Below are 23,511 nucleotides of genomic sequence, written 5' to 3'. Positions count from 1 at the left end.
GTTCGGAGCAGTTTGCCCACCAGCCGTGTGACAGAAGATCTTGGTGCGTCAGAGAGGTGCAATGATCCGACAAGCCGCAACGAAGAAGGCATCAAAAAAGCCCCGGCAGGATAATCCCGCCGGGGCTTTTAGCTGTCGGGTTGACAGGATTTGAACCTGCGACCCCTTGACCCCCAGTCAAGTGCGCTACCAAGCTGCGCCACAACCCGCGATCCATCCGGAACTTCTTCCGGCCGAACCACCTCAAATACCTTACACCACACCAGGCCGTTTCGTCGCATCCGCAGCCGTGAGCTGGGCAACATCTCCCCCGATCCCTCCCCTGTCACAGCGCGGATCGCATCCGGAACGACGGAAGCCCCGGCCGCCGCCCCGCAGGGAACGGCAGCCGGGGCTTCCCCGGACGGCTCAGAGCCGAAGAACTACTTCTTCCGGCTGCGCTTCTCGCGCACGCGCATGGAGACCTCGATGGGCGTGCCCTCGAAGTCGAAGGTCTCACGCAGCCGGCGGGTGATGAAGCGGCGGTACCCCGGGTCCAGAAACCCGGTGGTGAACAGCACGAACTTCGGCGGCCGGCTGGAGGCCTGCGTGGCGAACAGGATGCGGGGCTGCTTGCCGCCGCGCACCGGGTGCGGATGTGCGGCCACCAGCTCGCCCAGGAAGGCGTTGAGCTTGCCGGTGGGGATGCGGCGGTCCCAGTTCTCCAGCGAGGTCTCCAGCGCCGGCACCAGGCGGTCCTTGTGCCAGCCGGTCCGGGCGGAGATGTTCACGCGCGGCGCCCAGGCCACGTGCGCCAGGTCCCGCTCGATCTCCAGCTCCAGGTAACGGCGCCGCTCGTCGTCGAGCAGGTCCCACTTGTTGAACGCGAGCACCAGCGCCCGGCCGGAGTCGACGGCCAGCTGCAGGATGCGCACATCCTGCTCGCTGAGCACCTCGTCCACGGCCAGCAGCACGACGGCGACCTCCGCCTTCTCCAGCGCGGCCTGCGTGCGCAGCGACGCGTAGAAGTCCGCGCCCTGGGCCATGTGCTGGCGGCGGCGGATACCGGCGGTGTCCACGAAGCGCCAGGTCTTGCCGCCGAGCTCAATCAGCTCATCCACCGGGTCACGGGTGGTGCCGGCCAGGTCGTCCACGACCACCCGGTCGGTGCCGGCCAGCTTGTTCAGCAGCGAGGACTTGCCCACGTTCGGCCGGCCGATCAGCGCCACCCGGCGGGGCCCGCCGCCGGCGTCCAGCGCGGCGTAGGCGGAATGCTCGGGCAGTACCTCCATGACGGCGTCGAGCATGTCGCCGGTTCCGCGCCCATGCAGCGCGGAGACCGGATGCGGCTCGCCCAGGCCCAGGTTCCACAGCACCGAGGCGTCAGCCTCGTTCTGGATGTCGTCCACCTTGTTGGCGACGACGATCACCGGCTTCTTCTTGCGGCGCAGCATCTTCACCACGGCCTCGTCGGTGGCGGTGATGCCCACGGTGGCATCCACCACGAGCATGACGGCGTCGGCGACGTCGACGGCGATCTCCGCCTGGTCCGCCACCCGGGAGTGGATGCCGCGGGCATCGTGCTCCCAGCCGCCGGTGTCCACCAGGGTGAAGCGGCGGCCGTTCCACTCCGCCTTGTACGCCACCCGGTCACGGGTCACGCCGGGGGTGTCCTCGACGACGGCCTCGCGGCGGCCCAGGATGCGGTTGACCAGGGAGGACTTGCCCACGTTGGGCCGGCCCACGATGGCGACCACCGGGTCCGGGGCGGGGGCGACGTACTCGCCGTCCTCCTCGAGCTCGCCGGCGAGCAGCGCGGCGTCCTCGTCGTCCAGGTCGTAGTCGGCCAGGCCGGCGCGCAGCGATTCGGCGCGCAGGTTGGCCTCGTCCTCGTCCATGGCGGCCAGGCGCTCGACGACCTGGTCCTCGCCGGCCGGGACGTACTCCTCGGCGGAGGAGTCGTCGTGGAGGGGGTTGGCATTCATGAGAATTGCTTTCTTTCCGTTGAGGTCTGCCCAGCAGGCCGATCGACGGGCTGCACCGTTCCATTCAAACACGGGCAAATGGTGCCCGGCGGGCCGCCGGGCGAAGCGTCAGTGGGTGGCGGTGAAGACCGTGTCCAGCACGGCCTGCACGGTCTGTTCGAAGTCCAGGTCCGAGGAGTCGATGGTGACCACCCCGTCCGCGGCCTGCTGGAAGTTCACCACGGTGGAGTCCTTCGCATCCCGGGCCAGCACCTGCTCCTTGAGCTGGACGGCGGTCTGGGTGCCGCCGAGCTGGATCCCGCGGCGGCGCATCCGCGCCTCCTCGGAGGCGGTGAGCAGGATCCGCACCTCGGCATGGGGCGCGACGACGGTGGTGATGTCCCGGCCCTCGGCCACGATCCGCAGCCCGGACTCGGCGATCATCTGCTGCTGCCGGCGGACCAGCTCGGCGCGGGCGCCCAGGGTGGTGGCGACGGCGGAGACGGCGGCGGAGACCTTCGGTTCGCGGATCTCCTCGGTCACGTCCTCTCCCCCGACGCGCACCCACTCGGCGTCGGGCGAGGTGGACAGCTCGATCACGGCGGCCTTGGCGGCGGCCTCGACGGCGATCGCGTCGGTCAGGTCGATGCCGGCGCGCATGCAGGACAGCGTCACCGCCCGGTACATGGCACCGGTGTCCAGGTACGCGGCGTGCAGCCGGCGGGCGGCCTCACGGCTGATGCTGGACTTGCCGGAGCCGGACGGCCCGTCGATGGCGACCACCAGGGGCTTGCCCTGGCGGAATGTGGCGGGGTCACGTTCGGGGTTCACTACTGCACTACCTTCCAGCCGCGGTTCATCAGTTCCTGCACCAGCCCGTTGAGCCGGCTGGGCAGCACCGACAGTTCGGCGCGGCCCACCTGCAGCCCGGCGGAGTGCTCCAGTCGCAGGTCTTCAAGGTTCACGCCGATCTCGCCCACCTCGGTCAGCAGCCTGGCGATCTGCCCGGGGGTGTCATCGACCAGCACGGTGCAGGTGGCGAAGGACTGCGGCGGAGCGCCGTGCTTGCCCGGAATCCGGGCCTGCCCGGCGTTGCCCTCGGAGATCAGCTGCGCCAGGTCCAGCCGCGCGCCGTCGGCCGCCGGGTTCTCCAGCGTGTTGATCAGCCGGTTCAGGTCCTCACGCACCCCGTACAGGTGCTCGACCAGCCGGGAGGCGTTGCCGCTGAGGATCTGCACCCACAGTCCGGGCTCGCTGGCGGCGATCCGGGTGGTGTCCCGCAGCCCGTTGCCGGCAAGCGCCAGCGCGCTGCCGGGGGTGTCCTGCAGCCGGGAGGCAAGCAGCGAGGCCATCACCTGCGGCAGATGCGAAATCAGCGCCACGGACCGGTCGTGCTCCTCCGCGGACAGGCGCACGACGACGGCGCCCAGGTCCACGGCGAGGGCCTCGGCGCAGCGCACCGCACCGGGCAGGGCGTCGGGCCCGGCGCAGATCACCCAGGGCGCGCCGGCGAACAGCTGGGCGCGGGCGGCCACCGGCCCGGACTTCTCCCGGCCGGCCATCGGATGCGTGCCCACGAAGCGGGTCAGGTCCGCGCCCAGGGCGCGCAGCTCCTCGGCCACCGCGGACTTCACGCTGGCGATGTCGACGACGACGGCGTCCGGGAAGTCCGCCAGCGCCTGCGCCGCGAGGCGGGCGGTGACGTCCGGCGGGGCGGCGACCACGACCAGCTGCGGGGCGGCGTCGGGCGCCTCCTCGAGCAGCCGGCCGGCGCCGATGTCGCGGGCGACCGCGGCGGCCGACGGCGACACATCGGTCAGCAGCACGTCCACGCCGCGGCTGCGCAGCCCCAGCCCGATGCTGGTGCCGAGCAGCCCGGTGCCCACCACCAGCACGGGCCCGGACAGGTGGGTGCCCGGTTCGTCCTGCACCGACATGCGGTTAGAGCCCGACGGCGGCCAGCAGGTGGCCGATCTCGGTGCTGCTCAGCGCGCGGACGGTGCCCTGCTTCTGGTCCCCGACGCGGATGGGGCCCATCTGGGTGCGCACCAGGCGCTCCACCGGGTGCCCGACTGCGGAGAACAGGCGGCGGACAATGCGGTTCTTGCCCGAGTGCAGCACCACCTCGACCAGCACGTGGCCGGGAGTGGAGTCCACCAGCTTGAACGAGTCGACGCTCTGGAAGCCGTCCTCCAGCTCGATGCCGCCGCGCAGCTGCGCGCCGATGCCGTGCGGCAGCGGGGCGCGGACCTGCACCAGGTAGGTCTTGGGCACCTCGTAGGAGGGGTGGGTGAGGCGGTTGGCCAGCTCGCCGTCGTTGGTCAGCAGCAGCAGGCCCTCGGTGTTGGTGTCCAGCCGGCCGACGTGGAAGAGCCGCTCGTTGCGCTGGCTGTTCTTCACGTAGTCGCTGATGCAGGGCCGGCCCTCGGGGTCGTCCATGGTGGAGACCACGCCGCGGGGCTTGTTGAACACGTAGTAGCGCATGTTCTCGTTCAGCTGCACGCGCAGGCCGTCCACGTGGATGACGGCGGTCTTCGGATCGACGCGGACGCCGAGCTCGGTGACGACTTGACCGTTGACCTCCACGCGGCCCTCTTCGATCATGTCCTCGCAGACCCGCCGGGAGGCGACGCCGGCGGAGGCCATGACCTTCTGCAGCCGCACGCCGTCCTCGGTGTGCTGGTCGGAGATCACCTGCGGGCGGGGACGGCGCTTGTGCGGAGCCTTCACCGGACCCAGGTTGGCGCCGAAGCGGTCCTTGCCGAACGGGCGGTCCCCCTGCTTGACCGGACGGCCGGGCTTGCCGGCGCGGCTTTGGCCGGCACGGGCCCCGGCGCCGGACTTGCCGGCGGGACGGCCGGCACCTGCCGAACGGCCCGAGCGGGCGCCGTCGAAGCCGCCCTCGCGGCGGTCCCGGCCACCCTCGTAGCCGCCCTCGCGGCGGTCGCGGCCGTAGCCGGACCCGGCGTTGTCACGGGCCGGGCGGGCGGCGCCGCGGCTGGAACCGGCGTCGCGGCCTCCGCTGTAGGAGCCGCCCTCACGGGCGGGGCGGCCGGAACCGTAGGAGCCGCCGTCGCGGCCCGAACCGGAGCCGAAGGAGGAGCCGGAGCGGCCGGCACCGCGGCCGTAGGAGCTGCCGCTGCCGCCGCCGGGGCGGCCCGGACGGCCGGAACCGGAGCGGCCGGAGCCGCCGGAGCCTCCGCCGCGGGGGTTGCCGCGGCCTGAACCGGAGCGGGGTGCCTGTGCCATATAAGTGTGTCCTTAGGGTGTAGCTGTCAGTAAGCGGTCTCTTCGAAGTCGGCCAGGTTTTCCAGCCCCGGAAGGTGGGGCGAAATGCGCGGGAGTTCCTCCAGGGTGCGCAGTCCCAGCCGTTCGAGGAAGTATGAGGTGGTGCCGTACAGCAGCGCCCCGGACTCCGGGTCGGTGCCTAGCTCCTCGACCAGTCCGCGCTGGACGAGGGTCCGGACCACGGAGTCGACGTTGACTCCACGGATCGCCGAGACCCGTGCCCGGGATACCGGCTGCCGGTAGGCGATGACCGCCAGGGTCTCCAGCGCCGCCTGGGTCAGCCGGGCCGTCTGCCCTTCGAGGACGAAGCGCGAAACGGCGTCGGAGTATTCCGGGCGGGAAAAAATCCGCCACCCTCCTGCCACGTTCCGCAGTTCGAACCCGCGGGACACGGCCTGCGATCCGCTCTCAGTATAACCGTCATAGTCCGCCCGAAGGTCCTCCAGCAAGCGCAGCACCTGCTCCTCGGGGGCATCCACCGCCGCGGCGAGCTCCTCGGCGGTCACCGCCTCGTCCACCACCATCAGCACCGCCTCCAGCGCGGCGCGGATCCGCCGGTCGTCGAGGACGTCATCCGCGCCGGCGTCCGCTGCGGTTCCGGCAGCGCCGTCGGCCACCCGGTCGTCGGGCTCAGCTGTCGGGTGCATGGGTGTCCTCCTGGACGGGCTCGTCTCCGTATTCCTCGCTGAGCGACGCCGCGCTCCAGCCTGCGCCGTCGGCCGCGGTCCAGCTGATCCGCAGCTCCCCCAGCGGCGCCTCCTGGTCGAAGCGGACCGCGCCGTCGCGGAACATCTCCAGCAGCGCCAGGAACCGGGCCACGGTTTCCAGGCCGGTCGCGTCGGCCACCAGCTCGGTGAAGCTGAGCGTGCCGTCCGCGGCGAGCCGGGCGGCGAGGATCTCCGCCTGCTCGCGGACGGTGACCGGCGGGGCGTGCAGGTGCCCCAGGCCCACCTCGGTGGGCGCCGGCTGGCGCGGGGTGAGCGCCTTCTCGGCCAGGGCGGCCAGCTGCTCGGGGCTGGTCTTCCAGACCAGTTCAGGCAGCAGCGCGGCGAAGCGGGGCTCCAGGGTGACCAGGCGGGGAAAGCGCCGGCCCTCCTCGGCCAGCCGGTCTCCGATCAGCCCGGCGACCTCCTTGAACGCCTTGTACTGCAGCAGCCGGGCGAAGAGCAGGTCCCGGGCCTCCAGCAGCTCGACGTCGCCCTCGTCCTCCACCTGACCGGCGGGCAGCAGCCGGGCGGCCTTGAGGTCCAGCAGGGTGGCGGCCACCACCAGGAACTCGGTGGTCTCGTCCAGGGCCGCGGCGGAGCCGGAGTCCCCGAGCCGGCGGATGTAGGCGATGAACTCATCGGTTACCGCGGCCAGGGCCACCTCGGTGATGTCCAGCTCGTGCTTGGAGATCAGGTTCAGCAGCACCTCGAACGGGCCGCTGAAGTTCTCCAGGGTGAGGCTGAAACCGGTTGCGGCGGTCCCGCCGTCGGACTGCACTGCTCCCCCGGCGGCCGCTGTCTCCTGCGCTGCGGCATCGGGCGCTGCGGCATCGGCCACGGCGTCCTCCGGCGGCGCCGGCGCGGGCCGGCTAGGGAGCGCCGCCGCGGGCAATCAGTTCCTTCGCGAGCCGGCGATAGGCGTCGGCGCCGGCGTGGTTGCCGGCGTAGGAGGTGATCGGCTCGGCCGCCACCGTCGCGTCGGCGAACTTGATGGTGCGCTTGATGACGGTCTCGAAGACCTTTTCGCCGAACGCCTCGACCAGCCGGGAGATGACCTCGCGGCTGTGCAGGGTGCGCGCGTCGTACATGGTGGCCAGCACGCCGTCGACCTGCAGTCCCGGGTTGAGCCGGTCCTGGACCTTCTCGATGGTCTCCACCAGCAGCGCGACGGCGCGCAGGGCGAAGAACTCGCAGATCAGCGGGATGATCACGCCGTGCGCGGCGGTCAGCGCGTTGACCGTGAGCAGGCCCAGGGAGGGCTGGCAGTCGATCAGGATGACGTCGTAGTCGTCGGTGACCTTGCGCAGCGCGCGCTCGAGGACCTGCTCGCGGGCCACCTCGTTGACCAGCTGCACCTCGGCGGCGGAGAGGTCGATGTTGGCCGGCAGCACGTCGACGTTCTCGACGTCGGTGCTGCGGATCGCGTCGCGGATGTCCACCTTGCGGTCCATCAGCACGTTGTAGACGGTCACGTCCAGCTCATGCGGGTTGGTGCCCAGGCCCGCGGAGAGCGCGCCCTGCGGGTCGAAGTCCACCAGCAGCACCCGGCGTCCGGCCTCGGCCAGCGCCGCGCCCAGGTTGATGGTGGAGGTGGTCTTGCCCACCCCGCCCTTCTGGTTGACCATTGCGATGATCCGGGCCGGCCCGTGCGAGGTGAGGACGGGCGGCTCCGGGAACTCGGTCAGCGGCCGGCCGGTGGGGCCGAGTTCGGCGCCGGCGTCGGCCGTATCCTGCAGAGTCGATGAACCCTGGTCGCTGCTCACGTATAAATCCACGCTTCCGTCTGATAGCTGTCCTGCTCGGCTGTCCTCCACCAAGGTTACAACCGTGCAACTTAGTTGCCGTGTATCGAGTAGTCCGCCCCGGCGAGCCTTGACGCTCAAGTAGAACTCGAATGTTTGGCGGCGGTGCTGCAATCTGTCGTACAGCAAATGTCCCTTCAGACGCGTCTTGGCAGCATCAGCTGTACAACAGATGACGGCCCCGCCCGTAAGCAGCATCAGCTGTACAACACACGTCCCCTGCCATCCCCGCCCAATCCGTTGTACAGCGGATGTCCCTTCAGAGGCGTCTTGGCAGCATCAGCTGTACAACAGATGACGGCCCCGTCCGGTAAGCAGCATCAGCTGTACAACAGATGGCGGCCCCGTCCGGTCGGCGGCGTCAGCTGCACGGGGGGAGGTGCCGGCCGGCAGCGGCGGGGCGGTTAAACGGCCGCACGCCCCGTCCGGAGACGGAGCGCGCGGCCGGTGGAACCGGGTCCGGCCTAGCGGCGCGGAGCCGTACCGGCGGGCTCGACGGCGGTAGCCGCGGCGGCGCCGTCGGGCTCCTGCGCGGCGGCCCGGGCGGCGTCGTCGGCGCGGGCCGGCTCGGCGATGCCCTCGGTCATGGTCGTCTCATCGAAGGGACGCTCGCCGTTGAGCACGGCGTTGACCTGGTCGCGGTCGATTTCCTTGGTCCAGGTGCCGATCAGCACGGTGGCCACGGCGTTGCCGGTGAAGTTGGTCAGCGCGCGGGCCTCGGACATGAACCGGTCGATGCCCACGATCAGGCCCACGCCCTCGATCAGGTCCGGGCGGTGCGACTGCAGGCCGCCGGCCAGGGTGGCCAGGCCGGCGCCGGTGACCCCGGCGGCGCCCTTGGAGGCGATGATCATGAACACCAGCAGGGAGATCTGCTCGCCCAGGTCCAGCGGCACGCCCATCGCCGAGGAGACGAACAGCGCGGCCATGGTCAGGTAGATCGCGGTGCCGTCCAGGTTGAAGGAGTAGCCCGTGGGCACGGTCACGCCGACCACGGGCTTGGAGACGCCCAGGTGCTCCATCTTGGCGATCAGGCGCGGCAGGGCCACCTCGGAGGAGGAGGTGGAGAAGATCAGCAGGTACTCGCGGCCCAGGTACTTCATCAGCTTGAAGATGTTGAACCCGGTGACCATCTTCATCAGTCCGCCCAGGATCACGGCGATGAACAGGGCGCAGGTGATGTAGAAGGCGATCATCAGAGTGGCCATGGACACGATGGCCTGGACGCCGGTCTCCCCGACGACGGCGGCAATGGCGCCGAACGCGCCGACCGGAGCCAGCCACATGATCATCATCAGGATGCGGAACACCAGCACCTGGATGTGCTTGATGCCCTGCAGCACCGGGGCACCGGCGGAGCCCATCTTCTGCAGCGCGAAGCCGACCAGCAGGGCCACGAACAGGGTCTGCAGGATGGACTCGCCGGTCAGCGAGGCCAGCAGCGTGGTGGGGATGATGCCCAGCAGGAAGCCGACGGTGCCGCCGTCCTCCTCCGGGGCGGCCGGGGCGGCGTCGCCCGCGGCCTGGATGTCCAGCCCCTCGCCCGGGTGGATGAAGTTGCCCACGACCAGGCCGATGGCCAGGGCGAAGGTGGACATGATGATGAAGTAGCCCAGCGCGAGCCCGCCCACCTTGCCGACGGTGGCGGCTTTGGCGATCGACCCGATGCCTAGGACAATGGTGCAGAAGATGACCGGGGCGATCATCATCTTGATCAGCCCGATAAAGGCCGTGCCGAGCGGCTTCATTGCCTGCCCCGCCTCGGGGGCCACCAGGCCAAGCACCGCTCCGAGGACGACGGCCGCGATGACGGCGATGTAGAGGAAATGGGTCTTGTCCGGCCGCCGGCTCTTCTTCGTGCCGGCGGGCTGGCTTGCGGCAGCTGCCATGGGTGTACTCCTTGTAAGCGAGGTCAGCCTCCACCCTCCGCCCGCCGTGTGACTGGTGTCACTGTTGTGTTCATACTGTTCGCAGCCGCGCATTCAGCGGTCGTGGACCCGGAGCCGATAGGAAGGAGCAGTGCGGTGCGTCGATGGAGCCTGGCCAGCCGGCTGTTCCTGGGCCAGCTGGCCTTTATCCTGCTGGTCTCCGCCGGCATGGGCCTGGAGCTGTACGCCGAGGCCGAGGACAGCGCCTACAACGCCACCGCCGACCGGATGCTCGCCGTGGCCGGCACCGCGGCGGCCAGCAGCCTGGTTCGCGAGGCGGTGGAGCCGCCGGTCTCCGGCGCCGGGCTGCAGGAGTACGCGGAGGGCGTGATGGACCGCGTGGGCGTGGACTTCCTGACCATCATGGACACCGACCGGACCCGCTTCTCCCATCCCGAGCCGGAGCAGATCGGCCGCCCCTACATCGGCACCGTGGACCCGGCGCTGGCCGGCGGCACCCTCACCGAGACCTACACCGGCACGCTGGGACCCTCGGTGCGCGCCGTCGTGCCGGTCACGGGCGACGACGGCGCCGTCCTGGGCCTGGTCGCCGCCGGCACCACGGTGGACCGGGTGGACCTGGTGCGGGACGCGCAGCTGCCCGAACTGCTGCTGCACACCGGCATCGCCCTGGTCCTCGGCACAATCGGCTCGCTGCTGCTCAGCCGCTACCTGAACCGCGCCACGCACGGGCTCGGGCCGCAGGAGCTGCTGCACATGTTCACCTTCTACGACTCCGCCCTGCACTCGGTCCAGGACGGACTGGTGCTGCTGGACCCGCGCGGCGACGTCGTGCTCTACAACGACCAGGCCGCGGCGCTGCTGGGCCTGCCCGAAGGCGGCCGGGGCCCGCACCGGCCGGAGCAGCTGGACCTGCCGGAGCCGCTGCGGCAGCTGCTGCGCAGCGGCCGCGACGCCCGCGAGGAGATCCACCTGACCGGACGGCACGTGCTGGTGGTCAACCAGGCCGCCGCGCTGTCCGCCGGGCCCAGGCCGCGGCGCTTCGGCACGGTCACCACGCTGCGCGACCACACCGACATCGAGTCCCTCACCGGCGAGGTGGCGAACCTGCGCACCCTCGCCGATGCGCTCAACGCCCAGACCCACGAGCACGCGAACCGGATCCACACGCTGGTGTCCCTGATCGAGCTGGACCGGCGCGAGGACGCGCTGCGCTTTGCCACCGCGGACCTGGAGCAGTCCCAGCAGCTCAACGACGAGGTCCTCGCCGCCGTCGCCGAGCCTGCCGTCACCGCCCTGCTCATGGGCAAGGCCGCCCAGGCCCGCGAACGGGGCCTGGACCTGGAGATCCGGACCGACGACGGGCGCGGCGGCCCCTGGGCCGGTGACGGCATTGACCCGGTGGAGCTGGTCACCATCATCGGCAACCTGCTGGACAACGCCTTCGACGCCGCGGCCGCCCGGGTGGAGCTGTGCCTGTCCTCGGACGGGCGCGGGCCGGTGATCGAAGCGCGCGACGACGGGCCCGGCGTCGCCCCGGACGTGCTCACCCGGATCTTCGACCGCGGCTTCAGCACCAAGACCCCGCGCCCGGGCACCGGCGCCGAACGCGGCGTCGGCCTGGCGCTGGTGCAGCAGTCGGTCACCCGGCTGGGCGGCAGCATCGAGGTGCTGCCCGGCACCGGCGCCCGCTTCCGGGTGCTGCTGCCCGCCGCCGTACCGGAGGGGGCGCAGTGATCCCGCAGCTGCCCGCCGACAGTGCCAGCCCGGGGCCGTCGGTGCAGGATGCTCCGACGCCGGACGACGCCGCGCCGGCATCGGACACCCTTCCCCCGATCCGCGTGCTGGTGGTGGAGGACGAGGAGATCCCGGCCGAGGCCCACGCCGAGTACGTGCGCCGGGTGCCCGGGTTCGCCGTCGCCGGCATCGCCCGCACCGGTGCCGAGGCGATCAAGGCCCTGCGCGCCGCGGAGAAGGAGCCGGCGGACGGGCCGGACCGGATCGATCTGGTGCTGCTGGACATGAACCTGCCGGACCTGCACGGGCTGGATGTGCTGCGCCGGGCCCGCGGCGCCGGACTGGCGGTGGACGTCATCGCGATCACCGCGGTGCGGGACGTTGCAGTGGTGCGCAGCGCCCTGTCCGGCGGCATCACGCATTACCTGATCAAGCCGTTTACGTTCTCGGCCTTCAGCACCAAGCTCACGGCCTACGCCGAGTACCGGCGCCGGCTGACCGAGCAGGCGGCCACCACCACGCAGACCGCCGTGGACAAGATGTTCGCGGCGCTGCGGCCGGCCGACGTCGGACCGCTGCCCAAGGGCCTGTCCGCCGACACGCTGGGCGCCGTCGCGGATCTGCTCAAGCGCTCCCCCGTGGCGGTGTCCGCCACCGAAGCGGCCGAGGAACTGGCGATGTCGCGGATCACCGCCCGCCGGTACCTGGAGTATCTGGCGGACCAGCGGTCGGCGGAGCGGTCCCCGCGCTACGGCACCCGGGGCCGGCCGGAGCTCGAATACCGTTGGAAGGGCTGAACCGCCGCGCCGCGTTGGGCCCTGGCGGCTACCCGTCCACGCAGCTGCACGACCGAAAGGACCTCCCGTGAGCGCCATCCGGATAGTTCCCTACTCTGCTGCCTACCGCGCGGCGGTGCTGGAGCTATCCCTTCGAGCCTGGGGGCCCGTGTTCCCCCAACTGGAAACCGCAGTTCCGCCCTTCGTCTATGAGGCGTTCTATCCTCAGGGGTGGCGCAGGCGGCAGCACGACGATCTGGCGTCAGTTCTCGATGGCGAGCCCGATTGCTGCGACGTCGCACTCATCGGGCGGCAGCCGGTCGGATGGGCCTGCACCCGTGTCCACCCCGCAGACAGCATGGGCGAGATTTACGTCCTGGCCGTCGATCCCGAGCGGCAGCGCCAGGGCATCGGCCGCTCGCTCATCGATCACGCGGCGAATCGGATCCGGTCGGCCGGGATGCGGATGATGATGGTGGAAACCGGCGGGGACCCCGGCCATGCGGCAGCCCGTCACCTTTACGAAAGCCAGGGCTTCGAACGGTGGCCGGTGGCCCGGTACTTCAAGGACCTGACGGCGCCGAAGCAGGCGGTCAGCGGCTGGGGCGAATCCCTGCCGGGCACCCCGGTCCCGGAGGCCGTGCCACTGGCGGATCTGGTGGCCCGGGCGGAGGCCCTGGCGGCCGACGGCGGGCGGCGGATCCTCGGCATCACCGGGGCTCCGGGCGCGGGCAAGTCCACCGTGGCGGAGCAAGTGGTTCGGGCGCTGGGCCCGGAGCGGGCCGTGCTGGTCCCGATGGACGGCTTCCATCTGGCGAACGACGTATTGGACGCTCTGGGGCGCAGGGACCGGAAGGGCGCGGTCGACACGTTCGACGACGCCGGATACGCCGCGCTGCTGGAGCGCATCCGGGCGCAGCGGCCGGAGTCTGCAGAGACGATCTACGCTCCGCTGTTTCGGCGGGAGCTGGAGGAGCCCATCGGTTCGGCCCTGCCGGTGCGGCCCGACGTGCCGCTGGTCATCACGGAGGGTAACTACCTGCTGCACGACGCCGGCGCGTGGCCGCGGGCGCGGGCCTGCCTGGACGAGGTGTGGTTCATTGCGGCGGACGAGGAGCTGCGCCGGAAGTGGCTGATTGCCCGGCACGAGCGGTTCGGCAAGTCCCCGGAAGCCGCACGGGCCTGGGCGCTGGGCACCGATGAACGTAACGCCGAGCTGATCCGGGCTTCGGCCGGCCGGGCAGACCAGATCTTCCGACTGGTCTAACGCCGAAGCGCTACCAATCAATAAACAGGAGCATCGGCATAGCTCCAAGGACAAGGAGGGCGGCTGCAGCCGCATAATAATAGCGGCGCCTCTTCGCGTCCATGCTTTTCCGAGTAACTCGGAAAAGCAACACATAACAGGCGGCTGCCATGAGCAGCGTCAGGATTGGCAGCAGCATCATCAGCAGATCGCCCCACTGGCTTCAACCGGCGGCGTTACAGGGGCGTGCTCAGACGCAACAGGGATGACTCTCGAAAGAGTCTGCCTGGGATGAAGGCGGGCAGCCCGTTTACTCGCCACCGGATCGGCCCCCTTTCTGCCCATTCTTGAAATAGGGGGCGAAAAAGGCACTCAAAGAGAGTGTGACTCCGACCAGGAATACGATCAGTGCGGCGCTCAAGCTCCACGCGCCTGATATCGCCCGAAGAACTCCAAGAGTCAGCAGGATGCCTCCTACGGAGGCCAGCAGGGCCCTGAAGCCTTCACGCATATCGGTCCTCTCTATGCGGGTGCGTCGGTGAATGCAGGTTCGACCGAGAGAGTACGGGCTGCCTGCTCCGGCTGTCTGAGTAGCGTCGCGCCTGCCTTTTCGGCACGCCGCCGGGTAGCGGGAAGAGCACTCCGCAGTCGGCGGCTGCCTACCGTCCCGCGCCTACCCCCGAAATCCGCAGCGCCTCGGCGATTGCCTCCAGCACCGCCGGATCCTCGATGGTCGACGGCACCGTGTACTCGACGCCGTCGGCCATCTGCCGCATGGTGCGCCGCAGGATCTTCCCGGAACGGGTCTTGGGGAGCGCCTCCACCACGTGCACTTCGCGCAGGTCCGCGACTGCACCGACCCGGCGGCGCACCAGCTCCACCACCTCGGCGGGCACGGCGGCCGGGTCGCCGTCGAAACCCGCCTTGAGCACCACCCAGGCGGTGGGCCGCTGGCCCTTCAGCTCGTCCGCCAGCCCGATGACGGCGCACTCGGCGACGGCGGGATGCGCGCCGACCGCCTGCTCCAGCCCGCCGGTGGAGAGCCGGTGCCCGGCGACGTTGATGATGTCGTCGGTGCGGCCCATCACGAACACATACCCGTCTTCGTCCATGTAGCCGGAGTCCCCGGTGGCGTAGAACCCTTCGAACGCGCTCAGGTACGAGGACCGGTACCGTTCATCGCTGCCCCAGAGCGTGGTGAGCGTGCCGGGCGGCAGCGGCAGCTTCAGGGCAATGTTGCCCTCCGTGCCAGCGGTCACCTCGTGCCCCGCGCCGTCGAGCACGTGCACCTGGAACCCGGGCACGGGCACGCTGGGCGAACCGGACTTCAGCGGCAGCGCGTCCAGGCCGCGGGGGTTGGCGCAGATCGGCCACCCGGTTTCGGTCTGCCACCAGTGGTCCACCACCGGCACGCCGAGGGCTTCCCCGGCCCATTCCCAGGTCTGCGGATCCAGCCGCTCCCCCGCCGCGAACAGGGTGCGCAGCTTCGACAGGTCGTAGTCCGCGGACAGCGCCGCCTCCGGGTCGGCCCGCCGAATGGCCCGCAGCGCCGTCGGAGCCGTGAACAGCACCTCGACGCCGTGCTGAGCGGCCACGCGCCAGAACGCGCCGGCGTCGGGGGTGCCTACCGGCTTGCCCTCGTAGAGCACGGTGGTCGCACCGGCCAGCAACGGCCCGTAGACGATGTACGAGTGGCCCACCACCCAGCCGACGTCGGAGGCGGTCCACATCACCTGCCCGCCGGCGACGTCGTAGATGTTGGCCATGGACCAGGCCAGGGCGACGGCGTGGCTGCCGTTGTCCCGCACCACGCCCTTGGGCGTGCCGGTGGTACCGGAGGTGTAGAGGATGTACAGCGGGTCGGTGGCGGCCACCGACGCCGGGCCGGCCGGCTCCGCGGTTTCGGTCAGGCCAACCCAGTCGTGCCAGGCGGCGGCGCCGCTGCCGGCGAACTCCGCCGGCTCGTGCGCGAACCCGTCGCGGTGCACGACGACGACGTCGCCCACCCGATGCGCGGCGGTCGCCAGCGCCTCGGCGACGGCGGGCAGGTACTCCACCGTGCGCTTGGGCTCGAACCCGCCGGACGCGGTGACGACGACGGCAGGCTGCGCGTCGTCGATCCGGGCGGCCAGCTCCCGGGCGGCGAACCCGCCGAAGACCACCGAATGCACCGCGCCGAGCCGGGCGCAGGCCAGCATGGCGATCACTGCCTCGGGAATCATCGGCAGGTACAGCACCACCCGGTCCCCCGCCCCGACGCCCAGACCCCGCAGCGCACCGGCGAAGGTCTCCACTTCGGCGAGCAGCTCTGCGTAGGTGTAGGTGCGGGTGGTGCCCAGCATCGCGGAGTCGTAGATCAGGGCGGCCTGGTCTCCGCGTCCGGCCTGCACGTGACGGTCCAGGGCGTTGAAGCTGGTGTTCAGCCGCCCGTCCGGAAACCAGCGGTACAACGGGGCGTTGGCGTCGTCCAGGGCCCGCGACGGCGGGGCGTCCCAGTCCACGAGTTTGGCCGCCTCCAGCCAGAACCCCTCCGGGTCATTGATGCTGCGTTCATAAGCCTGCCGGTACACCTGCATTGCATCCTCCGCGAATCGCCGTTGATTGGGCCCCAGCCTAGTCCCCCGGCGGCTCTTGCCCCGGCGGGCGGACTGCTCGACTCCCGGTAATCCGCTCGATCCTGGTCCAGCCTTTCCAGCCGCGCTGCTCCATTACCGCGAGCAGGCGCCGGGCGGCCGGCGCCGAGTCGCGCATGGCGGCGTCCATCAGTTCCACGAAGGGGTCGTCGCCCTCCGGACCGGTGCTGCCCGCCGCTGCTGCCCGGGACCACAGCCGATCCAGGATGTCCGCAACCTCTTCAATCCGCGGATCATCGACCGACCAGTCCAGCGCCCCGCCGATCAGGCCGTAGAGCTTGACCATGTCCGGGTCCTCCAGCTCGCGCTGCTTCCGCGCCATGAACGCGTCGATCCTCTGCGGCAGCCGCGCCGCGACCAGGATCCAGGCGTCCCGCTCCAGTTCGATGTACTGCTCCTCCACACCCAACACTCGCAGCCGGTCCAGGTAATCCGTGACGCTTGGCGGCAGGGCCAGGTGGTCTCCCTCGGCCAGCCTCGCAAGCCCTCGGCGGGTCCGCTGCAGCCGCAGGATCTCCGCGCGCAGGTCCCGGTCGATCGACTCAACGCCGGCGGCAAACTCCGCCTGCCCGGCGTCGAGCAGTTCCTGCACGCGGGCCAGCGGGACGCCCGCCCCGGCCAGGGCGGCGATCCGGATCAACCGCACGACCGCGGCTGCATCGTAGGTTCGGTACCCGGAGGAATCCCGGGCAGGCTCGGGAAGCAGGCCGACCTTGTGGTAATGCCGCACGGCACGGACCGTGACCCCCGCATACGCTGCGAGCTGGCTGATCGTGACCATGGTCTTGAGTCTGCCTCAGCGTATACGCCGGCGGTAGGCCACCATCGCGAGCACGTAGGCCGGCCCCAGCAGACCAAGGCACCAGGCCAGCGACACCGCCAGGTCCCCGCCCGCCGACTGCCCGGACAGCAGGTCCCGGAGGGTGTTGACGATCGAGGTGACCGGCTGGTGGTCGGCAAACCAGCGCACCGGCCCGGGCATGGTGTCCGTGGGTACAAAGGCCGAGCTGATGAACGGCAGGAAGATCAGCGGGTAGGAAAACGCGCTGGCTCCTTCGACTGTGCCTGCGGAGAGGCCGGCGGCGACGGCGATCCAGGTCAAAACCAGAGTGAAGAGCACCAGAATCCCGGTCACGGCAAGCCAGGCCCCGACGCCTGCTGCCGGGCGGAAGCCCAACAGCAGGGCCACGCCCACGACGAGTGCCACTGACACCAGGTTCGCTGCCAGGGAGGTAAGCACATGGGCCCACAGCAGCCCGGAGCGGGCGATCGGCATGGACGAGAACCGCTCGAACAACCCGTCCCTCACATCGGTGAAGAGTCGGAAGGCGGTGTAGGAGATACCTGAGGCAATGGTGATCAGCAGGATTCCGGGAAGCATGTAGTCCACGTAGCGGACCGCCCCGGTATCGATGGCGCCGCCGAATACGTAGACGACCAGCAGCATCATGGCGACGGGAATGACCGCGGTGGTCAGGACCGTGTCGAGGCTGCGGGCGACGTGGCGCAGGGTGCGCCCCGTGAGCACATACGTGTCGTGCAGGAAGTTCATCGGTATCACCGCTCCTTGTCACTGACCACGGCCAGGAAGATGTCCTCGAGGCTGGGTTGCTTCTCGATGTGCTCGACCGTGGCCGGGGGCAGCAGCCCCTTGAGGTCGGCGAGGGTGCCCCCGGCAACAATCCGGCCCTCATGGAGGATGCCGATCCGGTCGGCAAGGTGTTCGGCCTCCTCCAGGTACTGGGTGGTGAGCAGGATCGTGGTGCCCAGGGCGGCCAGTTCCTTTACGGCGCGCCAGACCTCCCGCCGTGCTTCCGGGTCGAGGCCGGTGGTCGGCTCGTCCAGGAAGATGACCGGCGGGTCACCGATCAGGCTCATGGCGATGTCCAGGCGCCTGCGCATGCCGCCCGAGTAGTCCGCTGCCCTGCGGGAACCGGCCTCAGCCAGCCCGAACCGGTCAAGCAGCTCACCGGCGGTTCGGCGAGGATCGGCGACGCGGCGGAGCCGCGCAATGAGCAGCAGGTTCTCCCGGCCGCTGAGCACGTCGTCGACGGCGGCGAACTGGCCGGTCAGACTGATCGCGGCACGCACTTCGGCCGGGCTGGCAGGGACGTCGAAGCCCGCCACGGCGGCCGTGCCCGCCTCGGCGCGCAGCAGGGTCGATAGGATCCGCACCACCGTCGTCTTACCCGCCCCGTTCCGGCCAAGCAGGGCGAAGATCGCTCCTCGGGGAACCTCGAAGTCGACACCCCGCAGCACCTGCACGCCTGAATATGCCTTCTCCAGGCCCTCCACCCGGATGGCCGGGCCATCGGTATGCTCTTCGGTTTTCATTCCCGTCCTCCTGGATCGCTGTCCTGCCGGTGCGGCGGAACATGGCAACAGGATCGGGGGTTGACCCTGCGTCAGGGTCAAGGGGTTTTTCGCCCCATTATCCGAAACGGCGGCGGGGAGGGGTCCGCCGGCGTCGACGCGCTGCCGGGGAGGCAGGTCGGGCGAGGACGGGAGCGCTTTTCCGGTGCCGCATCCACCGACCCCTCCCGCGAGTTTGTATACAGACTTCGCAGCATCTGAGGAAATATCGAGCAATATCACCCCACTTTCCGTCGTTCATGTATACACTGGGGTGCATTGCTTATCGACAAGGAGGTGCCGTGAGAGCCAGTGACCGCGCCTACGCCGCCCTGCGCGAGGACATCATCTCCGGCGCCCTGCCCCCGGGCACGGTGCTTGCCGAGGTGGAGCAGGCCGAGCGGCTGGGCGTCTCGCGCACCCCGCTCCGCGAAGCCCTGAGCCGGCTCACCGCGGACGGACTGACCGCGGCGCACGGCGGCCGCGGCGTCGTCGTCACCGCCATCTCCCCCGCCACCGTCACCGCCCTGTTCGAACTTCGCGAAGCCCTTGAATGCCGGGCCGCGGAACTGGCAGCGGAGCGGCGCACCGGCAGCGAGTTCGCCGAACTGCGGGCGGCCTTCGAGGACGCGGGACGGCAGCTGCCCGAAGACCCGGACCCGGGACACGTGCGCTACTACGAGCTGGTCGCCCGGCTGGACGCGGCCATCGACGCCGCCGCCGGCAACGCCTACCTCGCACAGGCGCTGGGCAACGTCCGCCTGCACCTGGCACGGGTCCGCCGCCTGGCCCGGGACAACCCGGAGCGGCTGCGCCAGACCGCGGCCGAACACGCCGTCATCGCGGCGGCCATCGACGCCGGCAAACCCGCCGTCGCAGCGGCCGCCACCGCAGTCCACCTGCACAAAAGCCTGGAACATTTCACCGCAGCCGCCACGGCTGGCACCCAACAAGGAGAAACAGCATGATCAACCACAAGGTGCGGGTCTACCGCAGCGACGAGCAGCTGCCCCGCGAGGAACAGCTCGCCCACAAGATCGCCACGGTCGCCGCCGACCAGGTGGCCGTCGACGCCGAGGTCACCGACATGGTGATCAACCGGATCATCGACAACGCCTCGGTGGCCATCGCGTCCCTGAACCGCGCCCCGATCGTCTCGGCCCGCGCCCAGGCCCTCGCCTTCGCCCCGACCTCCGGCGGCAAGGGTGCCGCCGTGTTCGGCGTGGAGGATCGGACCTCCCCCGAGTGGGCCGCCTGGGCCAACGGCGTGGCCGTGCGCGAGCTGGACTACCACGACACGTTCCTGGCCGCGGACTACTCGCACCCGGGCGACAACATCCCGCCGATCCTGGCCGTCGCCCAGCACACCGGCGCCTCCGGCGCGGACCTGATCCGCGGCATCGCCACCGGCTACGAAATCCAGGTCAACCTGGTCAAGGCCATCTGCCTGCACAAGCACAAGATCGACCACGTCGCGCACCTGGGCCCCTCCGCCGCCGCCGGCCTGGGCACCCTGCTGGGCCTCGACGTCGAAACCATCTTCCAGGCCGTGGGCCAGGCGCTGCACACCACCACCGCCACCCGGCAGTCCCGCAAGGGCGAGATCTCCACCTGGAAGGCCCACGCTCCGGCCTTCGCCGGCAAGATGGCCGTGGAGGCCGTGGACCGCGCGATGCGCGGCCAGACCTCCCCCACCCCCATCTACGAGGGTGAGGACGGCGTCATCGCGTGGATGCTGGACGGGCCCGACGCCGCGTACGAAGTGCCGCTGCCCGAGGCCGGCGAGGCCAAGCGCGCCATCCTGGACACCTACACCAAGGAACACTCCGCCGAGTACCAGGCCCAGGCCTGGATCGACCTAGCCCGCAAGATCCACCGCGAGCACCCCGAGGCCACCGATCCGGCGAACGTGCGCAGCGTGAAGATCTCCACCTCGCACCACACGCACTACGTGATCGGCTCCGGCGCCAACGATCCGCAGAAGTACGATCCGACCGCGTCCCGGGAAACCCTCGATCACTCGATCCCGTACATCTTCACCGTCGCCCTGCAGGACGGCGCGTGGCACCACGTGGACTCCTACGCCCCCGAGCGGGCCGCCCGCCCGGACACCGTCCAGCTGTGGCACAAGGTCACCACGGTCGAGGACCCGGAGTGGACCCGCCGCTACCACTCGCTGGACATCAGCGAGAAGGCGTTCGGCGGCCACGTCGAGACCGAGCTGGCCGACGGCCGAGTGATCCGGGACGAGATCGCCGTCGCCGACGCCCACCCGCTCGGTGCCCGGCCGTTCGCCCGCGCCGACTACATCAACAAGTTCCGCACCCTCGCCGCCGGCCTGGTCACCGAGGAGGAGATGGACCGCTTCATCGCCGCCGCCGAGCGCCTGCCCGAGCTGGGCGCCGGGGAACTGGACCAGCTCAACATCATGGCCGCACCCGGCGTCGTCGACCCCGCGGCCGCACCGAAGGGACTGTTCTAAATGCTGTACTCCTCCATCACTCCCGAGCAGAAGCGCCGCGCCTTCCGCGACGGCCTGGCCTCCGGCCGGCTGCAGCAGTTCCCGGGCGCGTTCAACCCGCTCTCGGCCCGCCTCATTGAGGAAAAGGGCTTCGACGGCGTCTACATCTCCGGCGCCGTGCTGGCCAATGACCTGGGCCTGCCGGACATCGGGTTGACCACCCTCACCGAGGTGGCCACCCGGGCCGGGCAGATCGCCCGGATGACGGACCTGCCGGCCATCGTCGACGCCGACACCGGCTTCGGCGAGCCGATGAACGTGGCCCGCACCATCCAGGAGCTGGAGAACGCCGGGCTGTCCGGCTGCCACATCGAGGACCAGTTCAACCCCAAGCGCTGCGGGCACCTGGACGGCAAGAACGTGGTGGACCTGGACACGGCCACCAAGCGGATCCGCGCCGCCGCCGACGCCCGCCGGGACCCGAACTTCCTGATCATGGCACGCACCGACATCCGCGCCGTCGACGGCCTGAAAGCCGCCCAGGACCGCGCCCGCGCCCTGGTGGACGCCGGCGCCGACGCGATCTTCCCCGAGGCCATGAAGGACCTCTCGGAGTTCGCCGCCATCCGCGAGGCCGTGGACGTGCCGATCCTGGCCAACATGACCGAGTTCGGCAAGTCCGAGCTGTTCACCGCCAAGGAGCTGGCCGACGTCGGCGTGAACATGGTGATTTACCCGGTCACCCTGCTGCGCTCGGCGATGGGCGCGGCGGAGCGTACGCTGGAGGCCATCCGCGCCGACGGCACCCAGGCAGCCGACGTCCCCAACATGCTGACGCGGGCGCGTCTGTATGATCTGGTGGACTACGAGGCGTACAACCGGTTCGACACCTCGGTGTTCAACTTCCAGGTTCCCGGCGTCCAGTAGGGCCGGTCCGTCCGACAAAGGAGTCCTGTCATGACCGATTCACAGATCCACAAGGGGCTTGCCGGCGTGCTGGTGGACACCACCAGCATTTCCAAGGTCAACCCCGAGACCAACTCGCTGCTCTACCGCGGCTATCCCGTGCAGCAGCTGGCAGCGCACTGCAGCTTCGAGGAGGTCGCCTACCTGCTCTGGAACGGCGAGCTGCCCACGCCCGCCGAACTGGAGACCTTCGCCGCGGCCGAACGCGCCCAGCGGGCGCTGACGCCGGAGCTCAAGGCCGTCATCGACGCGCTGCCGACCACCTGCCACCCGATGGACGTGTGCCGGACGGCGGCGTCGGTGCTCGGGGCGATGCATCCGCAGTCGGAGGACTCCTCGGTGGAGGCCAACATGGCCAAGTCGCTGAGCCTGTTCGCGGCGATGCCCGCCGTCGTCGCGTACGACCAGCGGCGGCGCCGCGGCCAGGACCTGGTCGAGCCGCGCGAGGACCTGGACTACTCCTCGAACTTCCTCTGGATGACGTTCGGTGAAGAGGCGTCCCCCGAGGTGGTGGAGGCGTTCAACGTCTCGATGATCCTGTACGCGGAGCACTCGTTCAACGCGTCCACCTTCACCGGCCGGGTCATCACCTCCACCCTGTCGGACCTGCACTCGGCGGTGACCGGGGCGATCGGCGCGCTGAAGGGCCCGCTGCACGGCGGCGCCAACGAAGCGGTCATGCACACCTTCGAGGAGATCACCGCGGCGGCGGGCGACGGCGACGTCGCTGCTTTCGCCGCCGAGTGGCTGGATGACGCGCTGTCCTCCAAGAAGAAGATCATGGGCTTCGGCCACCGGGTCTACAAGAACGGCGACTCCCGGGTGCCGACCATGAAGGCCTCGCTGGACGCGATGATCAAGCACTACGACCGTCCCGACCTCGGCGAGCTGTACACCGCCCTGGAACTGGCCATGGCCGAGCGCAAGAACATCCTGCCCAACCTGGACTACCCGGCCGGCCCGGCCTATCACCTGATGGGCTTCGACACCGCCACGTTCACCCCGCTGTTCGTGGCGGCCCGGATCACCGGCTGGACCGCGCACATCATGGAGCAGCTGGAGGCCAACTCCCTGATCCGCCCGCTGAGTGAGTACGTGGGCCCCGAGGAGCGGCACCTGGGCTAGTTCCGCCCGGACTGACGACGGCGCCCGCTGCGGAGCAATCCGCGGCGGGCGCTTCTGTCTGCTTAGCCGAGGGCAGCGAAGACGATGTCCGCCACGCTGCTGTTGTCCTCGTCGAGGGTGACGGTGGCGGCGAAGTCCTCCCCCGCCAGCACCCGCGGCATCCAGAGCGCGGAGTCCGGCCACATCTGGGCGTACGGAACGGCGTCGACCGGGTACCAGGCGGGGATGATCTCCTCGCTCGGGCTGGGCTTCCCCTCCCAGGTGCGGGCGGTGAAGACGACGGTGGACATGTCCCATTCCGGCCGGAACGGGAAGACGAACTCGATGCTGCCGGCCCGGACGAGGTCCTGTTCACGGACCGTCACGGCCGCTTCCTCCTCGACCTCGCGGACCGCCGCCTGTTCCGGCGTCTCGCCGGGCTCCACATGGCCGCCCAGGGTCACGATCCGGCCGGTGCCGAACCCGGTCTGTTTCAGGCCCATCAGGACTTCGGCAGTCTCGCCGGCGCCTCGCATCAGGAAGCACAGGACCACGGGAGCAGGTTCATTTGGCACCCGACCAATCTACCGCTGACTCACCGGGACCG

The 23,511-nt window shown here is 70.2% G+C and carries 20 protein-coding genes and 1 tRNA gene; 7 read left to right on the top strand and 14 right to left on the bottom strand.

The window, feature by feature from the left end; genetic code table 11:
• Window positions 1-135 precede the first annotated feature (135 nt).
• From AC5RV6_RS07395 to AC5RV6_RS07355, 9 genes are all read right to left on the bottom strand, one after another.
• Window positions 136-209 (bottom strand) — tRNA-Pro (locus tag AC5RV6_RS07395).
• Window positions 210-422: 213 nt separating this feature from the next.
• Window positions 423-1,964 (bottom strand): ribosome biogenesis GTPase Der, encoded by a 1,542-nt coding sequence (gene der, locus AC5RV6_RS07390; RefSeq protein ID WP_494006671.1) that lies wholly within the window; start codon window positions 1,962-1,964, stop codon window positions 423-425.
• A 108-nt stretch (window positions 1,965-2,072) separates the two neighbouring features.
• On the bottom strand, window positions 2,073-2,774 hold the full coding sequence (gene cmk / locus AC5RV6_RS07385) for a (d)CMP kinase (RefSeq protein WP_494006670.1): 702 nt from the start codon (window positions 2,772-2,774) through the stop codon (window positions 2,073-2,075).
• A complete protein-coding gene (locus tag AC5RV6_RS07380) occupies window positions 2,774-3,880 on the bottom strand; it encodes a prephenate dehydrogenase (protein WP_494006669.1) in 1,107 nt (368 codons plus the stop codon). Before AC5RV6_RS07380 ends, cmk begins: the two co-directional genes overlap by 1 nt.
• 4 nt (window positions 3,881-3,884) lie before the next feature.
• Window positions 3,885-5,192: a pseudouridine synthase gene (locus AC5RV6_RS07375; protein ID WP_494006668.1), complete on the bottom strand. Its 1,308-nt coding sequence runs from the start codon at window positions 5,190-5,192 to the stop codon at window positions 3,885-3,887.
• 26 nt (window positions 5,193-5,218) lie between these two features.
• Window positions 5,219-5,878 carry an SMC-Scp complex subunit ScpB gene (gene scpB / locus AC5RV6_RS07370; RefSeq protein ID WP_494006667.1) on the bottom strand — a complete coding sequence of 220 codons (660 nt, stop codon included), beginning with the start codon at window positions 5,876-5,878 and terminating at the stop codon, window positions 5,219-5,221.
• Complete coding sequence (locus AC5RV6_RS07365) at window positions 5,862-6,776, bottom strand: segregation and condensation protein A (protein ID WP_494006666.1); 915 nt, start codon at window positions 6,774-6,776, stop codon at window positions 5,862-5,864. The genes scpB and AC5RV6_RS07365 overlap by 17 nt, the downstream gene beginning before the upstream one ends.
• A gap of 31 nt (window positions 6,777-6,807) precedes the next feature.
• Window positions 6,808-7,701: a ParA family protein gene (locus tag AC5RV6_RS07360; protein ID WP_494006665.1), complete on the bottom strand. Its 894-nt coding sequence runs from the start codon at window positions 7,699-7,701 to the stop codon at window positions 6,808-6,810.
• A gap of 503 nt (window positions 7,702-8,204) precedes the next feature.
• Window positions 8,205-9,629 (bottom strand): cation:dicarboxylate symporter family transporter, encoded by a 1,425-nt coding sequence (locus AC5RV6_RS07355; protein WP_494006664.1) that lies wholly within the window; start codon window positions 9,627-9,629, stop codon window positions 8,205-8,207.
• A gap of 135 nt (window positions 9,630-9,764) precedes the next feature.
• On the opposite strand from AC5RV6_RS07355, the gene AC5RV6_RS07350 reads away from it, so the two are divergent.
• The 3 genes from AC5RV6_RS07350 to AC5RV6_RS07340 all read left to right on the top strand — a co-directional run bounded on the left by AC5RV6_RS07350 (window position 9,765) and on the right by AC5RV6_RS07340 (window position 13,409).
• On the top strand, window positions 9,765-11,366 hold the full coding sequence (locus tag AC5RV6_RS07350; RefSeq protein WP_494006663.1) for an ATP-binding protein: 1,602 nt from the start codon (window positions 9,765-9,767) through the stop codon (window positions 11,364-11,366).
• 98 nt (window positions 11,367-11,464) lie between these two features.
• Window positions 11,465-12,163, top strand: a complete 699-nt coding sequence (locus AC5RV6_RS07345; protein WP_494007372.1) for a response regulator — start codon at window positions 11,465-11,467, stop codon at window positions 12,161-12,163.
• A 148-nt stretch (window positions 12,164-12,311) separates the two neighbouring features.
• Complete coding sequence (locus AC5RV6_RS07340; RefSeq protein ID WP_494006662.1) at window positions 12,312-13,409, top strand: nucleoside/nucleotide kinase family protein; 1,098 nt, start codon at window positions 12,312-12,314, stop codon at window positions 13,407-13,409.
• Between the two features lie 638 nt (window positions 13,410-14,047).
• Here AC5RV6_RS07340 and AC5RV6_RS07335 read toward each other — a convergent pair.
• From AC5RV6_RS07335 to AC5RV6_RS07320, 4 genes are read right to left on the bottom strand one after another with little or no spacing between them, the layout of a single operon-like run.
• The gene (locus tag AC5RV6_RS07335) at window positions 14,048-15,964 is read right to left on the bottom strand and encodes an acetate--CoA ligase (RefSeq protein WP_494006661.1); all 1,917 of its coding nucleotides are present in this window, start codon (window positions 15,962-15,964) and stop codon (window positions 14,048-14,050) included.
• Between the two features lie 37 nt (window positions 15,965-16,001).
• Window positions 16,002-16,802: a MerR family transcriptional regulator gene (locus AC5RV6_RS07330; protein WP_494006660.1), complete on the bottom strand. Its 801-nt coding sequence runs from the start codon at window positions 16,800-16,802 to the stop codon at window positions 16,002-16,004.
• A gap of 15 nt (window positions 16,803-16,817) precedes the next feature.
• Window positions 16,818-17,573 carry an ABC transporter permease gene (locus tag AC5RV6_RS07325; RefSeq protein ID WP_494006659.1) on the bottom strand — a complete coding sequence of 252 codons (756 nt, stop codon included), beginning with the start codon at window positions 17,571-17,573 and terminating at the stop codon, window positions 16,818-16,820.
• A gap of 5 nt (window positions 17,574-17,578) precedes the next feature.
• The gene (locus AC5RV6_RS07320; protein ID WP_494006658.1) at window positions 17,579-18,355 is read right to left on the bottom strand and encodes an ABC transporter ATP-binding protein; all 777 of its coding nucleotides are present in this window, start codon (window positions 18,353-18,355) and stop codon (window positions 17,579-17,581) included.
• 320 nt (window positions 18,356-18,675) lie between these two features.
• Between AC5RV6_RS07320 and AC5RV6_RS07315 the strand changes: the two genes are divergently transcribed.
• The 4 genes from AC5RV6_RS07315 to AC5RV6_RS07300 are packed head-to-tail and all read left to right on the top strand — an operon-like array spanning window position 18,676 to window position 22,925.
• Window positions 18,676-19,341, top strand: coding sequence for a GntR family transcriptional regulator (locus AC5RV6_RS07315; protein ID WP_494006657.1), 666 nt, complete (start codon window positions 18,676-18,678; stop codon window positions 19,339-19,341).
• The gene (locus AC5RV6_RS07310) at window positions 19,338-20,855 is read left to right on the top strand and encodes an MmgE/PrpD family protein (RefSeq protein ID WP_494006656.1); all 1,518 of its coding nucleotides are present in this window, start codon (window positions 19,338-19,340) and stop codon (window positions 20,853-20,855) included. The genes AC5RV6_RS07315 and AC5RV6_RS07310 overlap by 4 nt, the downstream gene beginning before the upstream one ends.
• Complete coding sequence (prpB, locus tag AC5RV6_RS07305; RefSeq protein ID WP_494006655.1) at window positions 20,856-21,761, top strand: methylisocitrate lyase; 906 nt, start codon at window positions 20,856-20,858, stop codon at window positions 21,759-21,761.
• A 30-nt stretch (window positions 21,762-21,791) separates the two neighbouring features.
• Complete coding sequence (locus tag AC5RV6_RS07300) at window positions 21,792-22,925, top strand: bifunctional 2-methylcitrate synthase/citrate synthase (RefSeq protein WP_494006654.1); 1,134 nt, start codon at window positions 21,792-21,794, stop codon at window positions 22,923-22,925.
• A gap of 62 nt (window positions 22,926-22,987) precedes the next feature.
• Here AC5RV6_RS07300 and AC5RV6_RS07295 read toward each other — a convergent pair whose 3' ends face one another.
• On the bottom strand, window positions 22,988-23,479 hold the full coding sequence (locus AC5RV6_RS07295; protein WP_494006653.1) for an 8-oxo-dGTP diphosphatase: 492 nt from the start codon (window positions 23,477-23,479) through the stop codon (window positions 22,988-22,990).
• Window positions 23,480-23,511: the final 32 nt, after the last annotated feature.

Source organism: Arthrobacter saudimassiliensis (genome assembly GCF_059090665.1).
This window is presented reverse-complemented; position numbering and strand designations above follow the sequence as displayed.